This is a genomic window from Reinekea marina, from assembly GCF_030409715.1.
Lineage (GTDB): Bacteria > Pseudomonadota > Gammaproteobacteria > Pseudomonadales > Natronospirillaceae > Reinekea > Reinekea marina.
In genome coordinates this window covers 1,676,102-1,690,197 of the sequence record NZ_JAUFQI010000001.1, presented here as the reverse complement: position 1 = coordinate 1,690,197, position 14,096 = coordinate 1,676,102, and the positions used below count along the sequence as shown (strand labels likewise).

Sequence of the window (14,096 nt, the reverse complement as noted above, 5' to 3'; positions counted from 1 at the left end):
TTACTGGCCGCCGACTGTGGCTACTATCGTAATGTGCTTGTTGTCTGGAATTTCTTGAAAACTCAATACTTTTAAATTTTCAACTCCGTGACGAACAAATTTCGCAAGCAAGGTTCGAAGAGATGCAGCCACCAATAAAATAGCTGGCTTACCTTCGGCATCTAAGTTTTTCACGGCTTCCGCCAATGAACCTTGCAACCGTTCAGCCATTCCTGGCTCAAGGGCGACACTGTCAAGATTTCCATCAGCGCCGGCCTGTTGTACAGTCTTATGCAATAGCTGTTCCAACCCTCGATCCAGCGTAATAACGGGGATTTCTTTCGCGTTACCAATAATACTTTGCACGATCATTCGAGAAAGCCCCATACGTGCGGCGTTGGTTAACATGCCAATATCTTGAGTTTTGTTTGGCATGTTAGTTAAAGATTCCGCAATGCTTCTCATGTCTTTAACGGAAACATCCTCAACCAATAAGTTTTGCAATACTTTAAGTAACTGCGACAAAGACAAGGTATTAGGCACCAGCTCTTCAGCTAACTTCGGTGAGTTTTTCGCCAACAGATCGACCATTTGCTGCACTTCTTCATGACCCAATAATTCATAGGCATGCTGCTGCAAGACATGATTAACATGAGTTGCTACGACTGTACTGGCATCTACAACGGTATATCCTAGTGTTTGCGCTTTATCTTTTTCGGCTGACTCAATCCAAATGGCTTCGAGCCCGAAAGCAGGGTCGACCGTTTTAACCCCTTCTAACGGACCAAACACTTCCCCGGGATTAATAGCCAATTCTTTTTCTGGGTACACCTCCCCATCAGCGACAGAAACACCCATTAAAGTTAGTTGGTAAGCATTTGGCATTAAATCTAGGTTGTCACGAATGTGAATAGAAGGGACTAAAAACCCGAGCTCTTGCGATAACTTTTTACGAATCCCTTTAATGCGCCCCAACAACTGCCCTCCTTGCGATCGATCTACTAGCGGTATCAGTCGATAGCCCACCTCTAACCCTATGACATCAACCGGCTGCACGTCATCCCAACTCAACTCTTTTGTCTCTTCGGGGCTCGGTGTTACCGGCGGAGGCCCTTCTAATGAAGCTTTTTTGTCCGCACCACCAATTTGAGGGCTACCAAATGCCGGCGAACCGGCCTTCATAGGTACAAAGGGCGTCCCTTCTTCGACACTTTCTTTATACTTAATAAAAAATGCGCCCAAAAGAGAAATCACCGCCAAACTCAAAAACACGAAGTGAGGCATTCCTGGGATAATACCCATTATAAATAATACGAAGGCAGTTATAGATAATGCATTTGGCGTACCAAACATCTGCTGGGAGATTTGATCGCCCATTTGAATGCTTGAGCTGTTTCTGGTCACCATAATGGCGGCCGCTACAGATAACAATAGCGAAGGAATTTGTGCGACTAAGCCATCACCAATCGTTAACAGCGCATATTTCTGCACAGCATCTGAAAACTCAAGGTTGTGCTGCATCATACCTATGACCAGTCCACCCACAATGTTGATCACAAGAATTAAGATGCCCGCTACGGCATCGCCGCGTACAAATTTTGACGCACCGTCCATTGAACCATAAAAATCGGCTTCTTGAGAAATTTCGGCTCGACGCGTTTTAGCCGTATCGGCATCAATCAAGCCTGCGTTAAGGTCAGCATCTATGGCCATTTGCTTGCCTGGCATCGCGTCTAACGTAAATCGAGCGCTCACTTCAGACACTCGCCCGGCACCTTTGGTGACAACGACAAAATTAATAATCATTAAAATGGCAAACACCACCAAACCTACGGCATAGTTACCACCAATCAACACTTCACCAAACGCTTCAATGACTTTACCAGCAGCATCACCGCCTTGATGACCATGCATCAAAACCACTCGAGTTGAAGCTACATTCAGCGCTAAACGCATTAAAGTAGCGACAAGAATAATGGATGGAAACACTGAGAAATCGAGTGGCCTTAAAACATAAATAGACACCAGAAGCACTACGATGGATAAGGCAATATTAAAGGTGAAAAACGTATCGAGCATCAACGTTGGAACAGGTAACGTCATTAACCCAAGAAGCATCAGTAGGAATACTGGAACGCCCAATAAACGCTTACTGGCGAGTTGAGCATTACGCCCAGTACCTCGCAGTACGGCCTGACCATCGACATGTTTAAACTGGGATCCGGCAGAGCGGACAGAATCAAATAGCGCCATTCGTCAAAATTCAGTCAATAAAGTAAGTTAACTGAATAGATCGCAAGTATTAGGCCAAGTTGGTGCAAAATTTATAATTTAAGGAAAGATGTTTCTGCGGCAAGAAAGCGCAGCGCGCCGATTGATTATAAATCGAACACGCTGCTGATTAATAATTAAACTTCGTCTTCCCAAATCACAGAAGACAATTCGCCTTTCATGGCAATTGTGCGGTAATGATCTTCAAGATCGGTGCGTTTTATTTTTAAAGTAGGCGTCAAATACTGATTCTCAATTGTCCAAGCATCTTTCGCGACAATGAGGCAATCAAGCTTTTGATGAGACTCTAATTTTTCATTCACCGAAGTAAGCGTTTCTTGAAGAGATTCACGAATTGGCGCACGTTCCGCATTTTGTAAATGCTCAGCCAATACTATGACCGCAACAGGTTGCTTTCGACCCGTCCCCATGACGCATATTTGCTCAATATTAGCATTAGAAGCTAATAAAGATTCAATAGGAACCGGTGCAACGTATTTGCCTTTGCCGGTCTTGAACTCTTCTTTAACGCGCCCAATAATTTTGAAGCTGCCATCAGGGTTCTTCAAGGCACGGTCACCCGTATGGAACCATCCGTCGGTGAAGGCTTCGGCTGTGGCTTCTGGGTTTTTATAGTATTCCTTAAATACAGCATCGCCTTTAATTATAATTTCACCCTCATCTGACAGTGACATCTCAACGCAATCACACGGCATGCCGATCGTACCTATGCGGCTAGCCTCAAATGGCAAGTTAGTGCAAGAAAGACCCGTTGTTTCGGTCATTCCCCAACCTTCACAAATATTCACGCCGATGGTGGTATACCATTGTAAAATACTCGGTGAAATAGGCGCTGAACCCGAGCCAAAAAGTCGAGCGCTGTTGAGCCCTAATCCAGTTCGAACTTTCTTAGCAATTAATTTACCGATCAACGGTATTTTAAGGAGTTTTTCGAGTTTTTTAGCCGGTAGTTTTTCATAAACGCCCGATTGAAAACGCGTCCACAGTCTTGGTACCGATAAAAATAAGGTCGGCTGTGCGTACTTTAAATCATCAACAAAGGTGTCTAACGACTCTACAAAGTAAATCTTGCCACCGCCGTACAGACTTGGCCCTTGAATAACGCCGCGCTCCGTAATGTGCGCCAAAGGTAAATAAGACACCGCTCGATCTTCTGGACCTAACTCCATAGACTTAGAGTGTGTTTCGCTGACCGATGCAAAATTTTTGAAGGTGATGATAACGCCTTTCGGGTTTCCGGTACTGCCTGATGTATAGACAATACTCATAATGTCATCAAGGCTTGGGTCTACTGGGTTTTCTATCGGCTGATAATCTTGCAACCACTGATTCCACTGCATATCAGCGTTGGCTGTTGGGTAAGGAAATGCAATGCGAGGGATAGAGCCATCGAGCACATTGTTTGCGGCGGTAACATCGTCTAATTTACCAACAAACACGGCTTTGGCTTCACTGTGCTCTAGAATATATTTAAGAGTGCTTTCACCGGCAGTCGAATAAATAGGCACACTGATCATGCCGGCCATCATTATGGCCCAATCGGCCAGAAACCATTCCGCTGAGTTTTTCGCTAATATGGCCACCTTATCACCTGGCTGTAAGCCTTGAGCTTGGAGACCAGCCGCAATCACTTGCACCTGCCTTAACGATTCTTTCCAAGTAATAATGCGCCATTGGCGGTTCGCCGGTTGATGAAGAAAGGGTCTATCGCCCGAATTTTCAGCATGGCTTCGTAACATTTCAAGCGGTGTACGGTAATTCATAGTTTTTCCTTACGCTATTTTTATAGTTATTGGAGAGCTCGCTCTACTTCACCAAATAATTCGTTCATCTGCAAGCATCACTATGGCATTATCAACCTGATTTCGTAAATCATAGAATAAACTATGATATAACCAGTGATTCAACAGCATTCAGCAATAGGATGACGCATTGTCCAGTATGACATCGACTCAAAAAATGATCTTTTCAATGGTTGCGCTATTGATGTCTTTATTAGCCAATCTATTCTTATATTTCGAAAACAACCAGCGCCAAATTCAGGTTACCGAGCTCACATCGGAAATAACAACCTTAGAAACACAGAACGAGCAAAGCCAACAGAGCCAGCGTCAGCGTGGAGAGCAAGTAGAGCTGATGCAATCCACTCAATTAGAGCTGGCAACAATGATTAGAGAGTTGCAATCTGCTTTAACCAACTTAAAAGCAGATTATCAAAAGAGTCAAGAAATTGCCTTACTGTCGGCTCAGCAACTTGAGCTCGCCAAGCAGCAAGCAAAGAAGTTTGAATTAGACCTCGAAACCACTCGTCGCCAGCTCACCAATGCTGATGCTACGATTGCGAATTTGAAGCGAGCCTTAGAAAATCGCACCCACGTATCGAACAGCGCTTCTCCCATCGACTCTGTGTCTTTAAGTAATCTAATCAAAGAAGTTAAAGCCATAGATCCAAACAATGAAATTGGCATTGTACAAAAATCGGATCAGTCGATTTCAATCAGCATTCCGCTAGAAACTCTATTTGTGCCGGGCACCGTGCAATTACGCGCTAATGCAAAAGACTTATTAGCGCCCATTGCAGAAGGGTTAAATGGCTTTCAAGACAAGAGTATATTGGTTATTGGGCACAGTGATGAACGCCCGATCACCTCATCTTTGTCACAAAACTACCCGACAAATTGGGAACTCAGCGCTGTACGAGCCTCAAAGGTTCTGGTTAACCTAATCGACCAAGGTGTTAATAGCAATCGCTTTACCGTAGCAGGCAAGGCGGCCAATGCACCAATTAGAGATGAATCGGATGCCACTGCTTGGAAAGTCAACCGACGCATCGAAATCGTCATCGACTAAAAAAACGTCAATTTTTCGCTAACCGATTGATTTTTTTAATTAATTTTAGAAAAGTTCTTGCAATGTGATGAGGCAATGTTAATATTCGCGCGCTTTCGAAATGAGCACAGTGTCCCGTTCGTCTAGCGGTTAGGACACCGCCCTTTCACGGCGGTAACAGGGGTTCAAGTCCCCTACGGGATGCCACTTAATTTCAGCAAAGCAAAGAAAACTGTGTGTCCCGTTCGTCTAGCGGTTAGGACACCGCCCTTTCACGGCGGTAACAGGGGTTCAAGTCCCCTACGGGATGCCATTTCTTACCGGCTATTTAACGCCGAAATGGTATTAGCCATTTTAAGTATAATCTGATCTTTCACTTTCCCCTTCAAAGCATGATCCAACGCATCCAGTAATTTATGATCGACTCTAAGCAGCGCAGAAAGCTGATTGGCTAATACCCATGTACTTCGTGGCGTACCCAGCGCAAAACCTATCTCACCAAACATGTCTCCAGGCTCAATGGTTGCCAACGGCGACACATCTTTCTGTCTGAGCAATACCCTAGCCTCGCCACTTAACAATATATAGAAGCAGTTATCCTTAGCATCTCGCTCAATGATGGCTTCGTCGGTGTTGGCAATATAAATTTGCGCGTGCTCCGCCATTTGTGCTCGATCTTCACTAGTAAATGCATCGAAAATGGGGATTTTTTTCATCAATTGGATGATTTTGGACACAGATACCTGACTGGATCGCTTCATGAATACACTTCCTATTCCTGCACAAATAATGAGTGCAGCCTTTATAGTCTGAGACAAGTCATTTAAGCTAACGGCGATAAAAATAGCTTCTATTAATAGGATTATAGACATGATTTCAAAATGGGCAGGTCGATTTGTGCAAATGGCGCAACTAGTTGGTTCTTGGAGTAAAGACCCGTCAACACAGGTTGGTGCGGTTATAACTCGCAAGAATCGTATTGTGTCGTTGGGATTTAATGGCTACCCGCACGGAATATCAGACAGCGCAGATACAGATGATCGTGAAATGAAGCTACTAAAAACACTTCACGCCGAAGAAAATGCTATTTTATTTGCTGGGCGAGATTTAACTCAGTGCGAAATCTGGGTCACTCATTTCCCATGCCCTAACTGTGCAGCTAAAATCATTCAGACAGGGATTTCTGTGGTACATTGCCCTGAACAAAGCGAAGATTTTTTATCGCGTTGGGGTGAAAAAATCAAAATCAGTGAAGATATGTTTAAAGAAGCCGGTGTAGAAGTAGACTGGGTTCCCACCGGCGAAATGACTAACTTGTCTTAAATTGGTGAACCGATTCATCTAATTCATTTGCGACTAAGCTAAGACCAGCGATGCTGCTGGCAACTTGCTTAGCTTGGTCGGCTGTTTCTTGTGCATTACTGCCAACCGATTGCATTAAGAGTGCAATTTGGTCGGTGGTTGCATTTTGCTCCTCGGCGGCGGCTGCAATGGAAACATTCGCAGCGCTCAAATCGCTTATCGACTTTACAAAATGCGTGAACTTAGCACCCGTCTCCAGTGAAGTTTTCGACACGCTTTCCGACGCCGCCCTTGATTGCTCAATAACCTGCACGGCCGCTCTTGACTGTTTAGTCATTTGATCAATTTTAGAGCGAATCTCTTCGGTAGATTTAGCTGAATTGCCAGCCAACGTTCTCACTTCATCGGCCACTACGGCAAAGCCTCTTCCTTGCTCTCCCGCCCTAGCGGCTTCAATGGCGGCGTTTAAGGCCAATAAATTGGTTTGCTCAGCAATGCTTTGGATCGTCTCTAAAATTCCTTCGATACTGCTAACCCCGACATCCAATGATGAAATGACTTCTACCGCCTCTTGCATTTGAATATCCAGCTTTTCAACCGAGGCGACGGTGGTATTGATCATCTGCTCAATTGAACTGGCTTCTTTTTCACCCTCTTGCATATTTTGGCTGGTCTGTTCTGCAATAGACGCTACTTCACCAATCGACAGTGACATTTCACTGATCGCAACGGCAGCCTGTTCAATTTCCAGGCGTTGGTTTTCGATCTTCACTTGAGTCTTTTCCGACACATCTCGGGTTTGACTCACAATTTCATTCACCTTGAGGCTTTCAGCCTCAATATCTAAAACCATGCTACGCAATGCCACCACTAATCTATTGATGCGTCGTGCTATTGCCGAAAACTCGTCATTATTTTTCAATGTTAAGCTGGCGGTTAAATTCCCTTCACTGACTTCACTAATATAACGATTTAAGGCTTTAATCGGTTTTCGTATTGAAAACACAACAAGAGCGGCAATGATCACCGATAAAAATAATGCCAAAACACCGACCAGCACAAGACGAATGTAGGTTTCAGAAACTTTGGCAGCAGACTTTGCGGCAACTTTGTTTGCTTCTGTGGTTATTTTTGACGAAATCACACTCAATTCAGCAACCACTTCTTTAAGCTCTGAAGCCACCTCATCAACATTGCGATTCAATGTACTTTTTAACTGTAAGTAACTGTTTAAAGTAGGTGCAATTCCACCTGTTTCTTGCACAAGCCCAATAACTTTTTGCACGGATGTCGTGACCACTTTTAAGTTGTCGGCAAAAAATTTATCGGAACGGGCAAACCCTAAAAGGCGCATAGCAAGGCGACCGTAATCGTCTGCGAATTGACTAAACTGGCGCTGTGATTGAGAAAAATCTTCTAAATTATTCGCGTAACTTATTTGTAGCGCTAAACTGGTCCCTCGATCTATGATGCCTTTTGCTTCATAAACTAACTTCTGCGCAGAGGGGTCAAAGGTTTCTTCAATGAGCATAGGCAATGAAATCTCTAACTCTTCTCGTACGTCAGCTAGGGCCGCCCTTTTATTCACAATGTCATCGAGGGATTTAAGACTAAGTCGGTAGTCCCCAATATCTCCGTTCGCACGCTCTGAAAGTGCCGATATACGGCCAGACAGCGAATCTACTTGTTTGAGGTTCTTTTCTTGCAGCGGCATTGAACGCAAAGCCTGTGTGAGCACTTGTGATTGCTCATCAAAGAGTTTTATATCGGCCTGAATACTTTGCGAAGCAAAATTCAGCTCCGCCAGAGATTTTGCATTAAAGCCTTCAGACAGGTGCAACGTAAGATTCAACGCAGCTTGCTGTAATTGACTGGCCGCCCTTTCCGCTGGATTGGCCGAATTTACAATAACATCTAAATTAGACTTAATATTGGTCAAGCCGCTGACACTCATTAAAGTAGACAACAAAATGCCGCCCGCTAACACAGCAAACCCAGTTATGAGTCGGCCGACTACTGTTAAATTATTGATCATTTAAAACCTTTGAGTTTATTTTTAGATTTATAAGACTGCTCGGCACTGTCACTTTGAATAATGGAGAGCCGAGCTAAATGAGAATATTACTGATCGCTTTCCAATTGTGCCATGAATTCTACACCTTTAACGGCACGAACCCAGCCTTGGTATAGTTGTTCTGATTGTGCTTGCGGCATGGTCATTTCAAACTCATGTTCTTCGGCCCAAAGCTCAGACAATTCATCCAGCGAATCAAAAACGCCTAAAGCTAAACCGGCCAACATAGCCGCACCTAAAGCGGTTGTTTCTGTTACAACAGGTCTATCTACTTTGACATGCAAAACATCAGATAAAAACTGCATTGCCCAATCATTTACGACCATACCCCCATCTACGCGAATCCTTTTTATTTCATTCAAACCATCTTTAGCCATGGCTTCTAGCAAATCTCGTGTCTGATAAGCCACCGATTGTAGGCCGGCCGTTACAATTTCTTTAGGACCGGTATCCCTTGTCATTCCAACAAGTGCACCTCTTGCCTCTGGGTTCCAGTACGGCGCACCAAGCCCTGTGAAAGCGGGCACAAGATAAACAGATTGATGAGCGCCGACCGATTCGGCCATCGCTAATGATTCACTGGCATGGTCAATTAAACCAATTCCATCACGCAACCACTGCATCGTGGCGCCTGCCATAAAAATACTGCCCTCGATGGCGTAGGTGGTTTTTCCTTGGATACGATAGCCTACGGTTGTTAGTAGCTTATTGTGTGACGCAATCGCTTTGTCACCTGTATTCGCTATGACAAAACACCCTGTTCCATAAGTGCTCTTTACCATGCCAGGCGAGAAACATGCCTGCCCAATCAACGCGGCTTGCTGATCACCCGCAATGCCGGCTATTGGCAACGATACACCCAGTATGTCTTTGTGGGCTTCACCAAACACAGAATCGCAATCTTTTACTTCCGGTAACATAGACTCAGGAATATCAAAAAGAGACAGTAAATTTGAGTCCCATTGCTGAGTATGTATATTAAATAATAGAGTTCTTGAAGCGTTGGTCGCATCGGTAGCATGCACAGCGCCATTGGTTAAACGCCACAACAAAAAGCTATCTACAGTGCCGAATAAAAGGTCCCCTTTTGTTGCTTTTTCCCGAGCATCGGGAACGTTTTCAAGAATCCAACGGACTTTAGTAGCCGAAAAGTATGGATCCAGTACTAACCCTGTTTTTTGAGTAACGGTTTCTTCAACGCCCTGAGCTTTTAGACGGTGGCAATAATCGGCTGTCCGCCTGTCTTGCCAAACAATGGCATTATATATCGGCTCACCTGTGTGCTTATCCCAGACCAGAGTTGTTTCACGCTGGTTGGTAATGCCCATTCCAACAACGTCTTGAGCTTCTACCTTACACAGCACCTCTTTTGCCACAGTTAAGGTGGTATCCCAAATGGCATTTGGGTCGTGTTCTACCCAGCCATTTTCGGGAAAAATTTGTTCAAACTCTTGCGCTGAGGTATGCACAATTTTACCAGCAACATCAAATAGAATGGCTCTTGAGCTCGTTGTGCCTTGGTCGATCGATAGAATATAACGTGCCATTAAAGGAGTCCTTATTATTATTTCCTTACATACTTTACAGTCGAACGGTGCTTTTTTGTAGCGTTAAAACCTTTTTAATTTCGATCAAAAATCAACCATAACAAAAAGTTCTTGAAAACGTTACCAAGGCATTACATAATGATTTTCGTCCAAGTTAAAAAATACAAATATAAGGGCTGATATCTTGACTTCATCCACTCAAAAACCACTGTTAGAGCGCCTTACGCCTTGGCTCTTTATGTTGCCAGCGTTGATCCTATTTGTGGTCTATGTGATTTACCCCATCGTGCAAAGTATTTCGTACAGCTTTTATGAATGGGACGGCATCGGCCCTAAGTATTTTATCGGCTTTCAGAACTACATTGACCTGTATTACGACCCTCAATTTTGGACCGCTCTTTGGAACAATATTCTGTGGTTAGTCTTCTTTATGTTGGCTGTGCCAATTGGATTAGGCATTGCTTTATTCTTGAATCAAGAAGTGCTTGGCATTAGAGCCGTTAAATCGCTCTTCTTCTTTCCGTTTGTCATATCTCAAGTCATCATCGGCATTGTTTTCGCATGGTTCTATGACCCTGGCTACGGTCTACTAAAGATTATTGTCGGCTTTTTTGGGTTTGATCCTATCCCTGTTTTGGCCGACGAAACACTGGTCACCTACGGCATTATTGCAGCAGGTCTATGGCCACAAATAGCTTACACAATGATTCTATTTCTCACAGGGTTAAACAACCTACAGCCCGAGCAAATTGAAGCGGCACGCATGGACGGAGCAAAAGGCTGGACCATGCTTAGGCATGTCATATTGCCACAACTAAGGCCGGCCACTTTTATCGCTATTGTTGTCACTGTAATTGGAGCGTTAAGATCGTTTGACCTTGTTGCATCAATGACGGCTGGCGGACCTTATGGCAGCTCGACAGTATTAGCGTATTTCATGTACGAACAAGCAATTTTTAATTACCGCATGGGCTATGGCGCGGCCATTGCTACCGTATTATTTCTAATCATGTTGATCTACATCGCCTTCTTCTTGTGGCGCATGTTAAAAGACGAGAGAGGCTAGCCGTATGTTCCCGACTCCCATCGCCGAAACCCGCAAATTTACACAAGTCTCTTATAAAGTTGCTTTACCAATTGCGATTATTTTGTGGCTACTCCCATTAGCCGCAGTTTTAATGACATCCGTACGCTCTATTGCTGATATTAACGCGGGTAACTACTGGGGGATTCCTGAATCCTTTAACTTAATTGAAAACTACTCAGCCGTTTTTGGCTCGACCAATATGGCTCGCTACTTACTGAACAGTATTTTAGTCACTGTGCCGGTTATGTTTGGTTCTGTTTTATTAGCCACGCTTGCCGGTTTTGGTCTTGCGAAATTCAAATTTAAAGGTCGACTTGCCGTATTTGCATTATTTATTGGAGGCAACTTTGTACCCTTTCAAATTTTAATGATCCCCGTAAGAGATTTAACCATCAGCCTTGGCATGTACGACACGGTTTGGGCGCTCATTTTGTTTCACCTTGCTTTTCAAACGGGTTTTTGCACGATGTTTATGCGGAATTTCATTGTCGGCATTCCGGATGAATTACTTGAGAGTTGCCGTTTAGAAGGTGCCTCAGAATGGAAGATTTTTAACTCAATTATATTACCTTTAGTTCGACCCGCTCTAGCGGCATTAGCTGTCCTTATTTTCACCTTTGTATGGAACGATTATTTTTGGGCTTTAGTGTTGGTTCAAAGCGATGAAGTTCGCCCAGTTACGGCTGGTATCAGTGCCCTTCGAGGTCAATGGTTGGCTTCGTGGAATCTTATTTCAGCCGGTTCAATAGTCGCAGCCTTACCGCCCGTGATCTTATTTTTCGCAATGCAGAAGCACTTTATTGCAGGCTTAACGTTAGGCGCTACCAAGGGTTAATCATATGAAGGTTCTTAATTCGAAAAATACATCATTGGTTATCTCCCTTGAAAACAAGGATGCTCGGCTAATTTATTTAGGTCCAAAACTAAAACAACCTTACTCCGAAAGTGAACTGTCAAATCTTGTATTACCTCCGCTCGCCCAAGCGGGGCTGGATGAAATTCAACACTTAAGTTTAGCGTCTACATACGCCGATGGTACCTATTTAAATCCATCATTGAAGTGCCATCGAGCTGGGCAAGACTGGGTTATTCAATGGACAAATGTTGACTGCGTCAGCGAAGATAAACAGCTGACTCTTTCATTTAATGACTGTCACGCCAACATTCGGTTAAACCTTCGTATTACCATTGACGAAGCAACCGACACTTTTTGTTTCGAAACCAGCGTTACAAATACAGGTAAAGAGACTCTAGAGCTTACGCAGTTGTTAACGTCGTTGCCCGTTCCTTCTCATTTTAAAAAGTCGATGCATTTTTCTGGCCGTTGGGTGAATGAGTTTCAGCCCATTGAATCAACGATTCCTACAGGAACACTAGAATTAACCAACCTGAAAGGCCGCACCTCTCAGGATCACTTCCCTGGTTTATTGCTGGCTGAACATGCTTTTAGAAATGAGAGCGGTGAATGTTATGGCATGCACCTTGGTTGGAGCGGAAACCATACGCAACGTATTGAACGGAATCAGCTTGGACTTACTCAGTATCAAGCGGGCATCTATTTAATGCCAGGTGAAGCGTTGTTGACAATGGATCAATCATTTCATAACGCACCGCTCTATGTAACGACAACCCAGGCTGGGTTGGCTGGTATTAGCGAAAACTTTCAAAAATTTGTGCGAACAAACATTCTGACCTTCCCAACATCGACACCCCGCCCTATACATATTAATACTTGGGAGGCCGTATATTTTGATCACAACCAAGAAGGGTTAGATGCTCTCGCTCAAGCGGCTCATCAAGTAGGCGCAGAGCGATTTGTGCTGGATGATGGTTGGTTTAAAGGGCGAAGAGACGATACAACTGCATTGGGTGATTGGGTTATCGATCAAGACGTTTATCCAGAAGGTTTTGCACCGCTTGTCAAATCACTCTCAAAAAACAATTTAGAGTTTGGTTTATGGTTTGAACCGGAAATGGTCAGCACTGATTCGGACCTTTTTCGTGCTCACCCTGATTGGGTTCTAGCCATTACTAATAGGCATCAACCCAGCGGACGAAACCAATGGGTTTTAGACATGTCCAACCCAAGCGTTGTGGATTTTTTATTTACTAGTATTGGTAACGTTCTCAAGGCACACCCTATTCGATATATTAAATGGGATATGAACCGCGACCTGTTGCAAGCAGGGGATTACACAGGGAAAGCGGCCTATGCAGACTATGTGCACGGACTTTATAATTTATTAGCTCGCATTAGAACCGCTTTTCCAAACGTAGAAATAGAATCTTGCTCCTCTGGCGGTGGCCGTATGGACTTCGGCATTTTAAAGCATACTCATCGTTTTTGGTTAAGCGATTGTAACGATGCGTTAGAACGACAACGCATGCAACAATGGGCCAGTTTGTTTTTCCCAGCAGAAGTTTTAGGGTCACATATTGGACCCGATACCAGCCATACAACACGTCGCACCCATTCAATGCAAGTACGAGCTGCGACGGCACTTTTTTGCCACTTAGGTATTGAGTGTGATTTAAGACAGCTAAACCAGGCCGATCAAGCTGAATTAACAACCTATCTGAATTTGTATAAAGATATTCGAGAAGACATCCATTCAGGTATTCGCGTGCCTTTAACCTGCCCAGACGAAAACCAAATTGGCTTTTTCGTGAAAGGAGCATCAAACGGTTATATCAGTATTTTCCAAAAGGCCATGCCGGAGTTTTCTGTTCCGGGCTTTTTGCGAATTCCTTATTTAATACCAGATCAACAATATCAAATTAAAGTACTGATTCAACCGCAACACACCCAACACCTCATGAAGAAAAAGCCGCATTGGTTAGAACAACCAAAAGTAAAGGTGCAAGGTGAATGGCTAATGAACAAAGGGTTACCACTACCGGTGCTTGACCCTGAAACTATTTTAATTCTCAAGCTTGAAGCTTGTGATTAAAAAGTAAAAAGGTCTAAAGGGACCTTAAGATAACC

Annotated in this window: 10 protein-coding genes and 2 tRNA genes; 7 read left to right on the top strand and 5 right to left on the bottom strand. The window is 43.9% G+C overall.

What is annotated here, in order from left to right; all coding sequences use genetic code 11:
• The gene (gene flhA / locus QWZ13_RS08930; RefSeq protein WP_290281468.1) at positions 1-2,232 is read right to left on the bottom strand and encodes a flagellar biosynthesis protein FlhA; all 2,232 of its coding nucleotides are present in this window, start codon (positions 2,230-2,232) and stop codon (positions 1-3) included.
• Positions 2,233-2,387: 155 nt separating this feature from the next.
• Positions 2,388-4,034 carry an AMP-binding protein gene (locus tag QWZ13_RS08925; protein WP_290281467.1) on the bottom strand — a complete coding sequence of 549 codons (1,647 nt, stop codon included), beginning with the start codon at positions 4,032-4,034 and terminating at the stop codon, positions 2,388-2,390.
• Between the two features lie 178 nt (positions 4,035-4,212).
• Here QWZ13_RS08925 and QWZ13_RS08920 point away from each other — a divergent pair, with 178 nt between their 5' ends.
• From QWZ13_RS08920 to QWZ13_RS08910, 3 genes are all read left to right on the top strand, one after another.
• Positions 4,213-5,121 carry an OmpA/MotB family protein gene (locus QWZ13_RS08920; RefSeq protein ID WP_290283322.1) on the top strand — a complete coding sequence of 303 codons (909 nt, stop codon included), beginning with the start codon at positions 4,213-4,215 and terminating at the stop codon, positions 5,119-5,121.
• A gap of 111 nt (positions 5,122-5,232) precedes the next feature.
• Positions 5,233-5,307, top strand: a tRNA-Glu gene (locus QWZ13_RS08915).
• A gap of 31 nt (positions 5,308-5,338) precedes the next feature.
• Positions 5,339-5,413: transfer RNA gene (locus QWZ13_RS08910), tRNA-Glu, on the top strand.
• A gap of 4 nt (positions 5,414-5,417) precedes the next feature.
• On the opposite strand, the gene QWZ13_RS08905 is transcribed toward QWZ13_RS08910, so the two are convergent.
• A complete protein-coding gene (locus tag QWZ13_RS08905) occupies positions 5,418-5,972 on the bottom strand; it encodes a cyclic nucleotide-binding domain-containing protein (protein WP_290281466.1) in 555 nt (184 codons plus the stop codon).
• Between QWZ13_RS08905 and QWZ13_RS08900 the strand changes: the two genes are divergently transcribed.
• On the top strand, positions 5,971-6,423 hold the full coding sequence (locus QWZ13_RS08900; RefSeq protein ID WP_290281465.1) for a dCMP deaminase family protein: 453 nt from the start codon (positions 5,971-5,973) through the stop codon (positions 6,421-6,423). The genes QWZ13_RS08905 and QWZ13_RS08900 overlap by 2 nt on opposite strands.
• Here the strand turns inward: QWZ13_RS08900 and QWZ13_RS08895 are convergent.
• Positions 6,410-8,437, bottom strand: a complete 2,028-nt coding sequence (locus QWZ13_RS08895; protein WP_290281464.1) for a methyl-accepting chemotaxis protein — start codon at positions 8,435-8,437, stop codon at positions 6,410-6,412. The two genes, QWZ13_RS08900 and QWZ13_RS08895, sit on opposite strands and share 14 nt — an antisense overlap.
• An 86-nt stretch (positions 8,438-8,523) precedes the next feature.
• Positions 8,524-10,023: a glycerol kinase GlpK gene (gene glpK, locus QWZ13_RS08890; protein WP_290281463.1), complete on the bottom strand. Its 1,500-nt coding sequence runs from the start codon at positions 10,021-10,023 to the stop codon at positions 8,524-8,526.
• Between the two features lie 184 nt (positions 10,024-10,207).
• On the opposite strand from glpK, the gene QWZ13_RS08885 reads away from it, so the two are divergent.
• Genes QWZ13_RS08885 through QWZ13_RS08875 form a run of 3 tightly spaced genes read left to right on the top strand, consistent with a single transcriptional unit; the run spans position 10,208 to position 14,061 of the window.
• Entirely contained in the window at positions 10,208-11,089 is an 882-nt protein-coding gene (locus QWZ13_RS08885) for a carbohydrate ABC transporter permease (RefSeq protein ID WP_252728745.1), read from the top strand.
• A 4-nt stretch (positions 11,090-11,093) separates the two neighbouring features.
• The gene (locus tag QWZ13_RS08880) at positions 11,094-11,945 is read left to right on the top strand and encodes a carbohydrate ABC transporter permease (protein WP_290281462.1); all 852 of its coding nucleotides are present in this window, start codon (positions 11,094-11,096) and stop codon (positions 11,943-11,945) included.
• Between the two features lie 4 nt (positions 11,946-11,949).
• Positions 11,950-14,061 carry an alpha-galactosidase gene (locus QWZ13_RS08875; RefSeq protein WP_290281461.1) on the top strand — a complete coding sequence of 704 codons (2,112 nt, stop codon included), beginning with the start codon at positions 11,950-11,952 and terminating at the stop codon, positions 14,059-14,061.
• Positions 14,062-14,096: the final 35 nt, after the last annotated feature.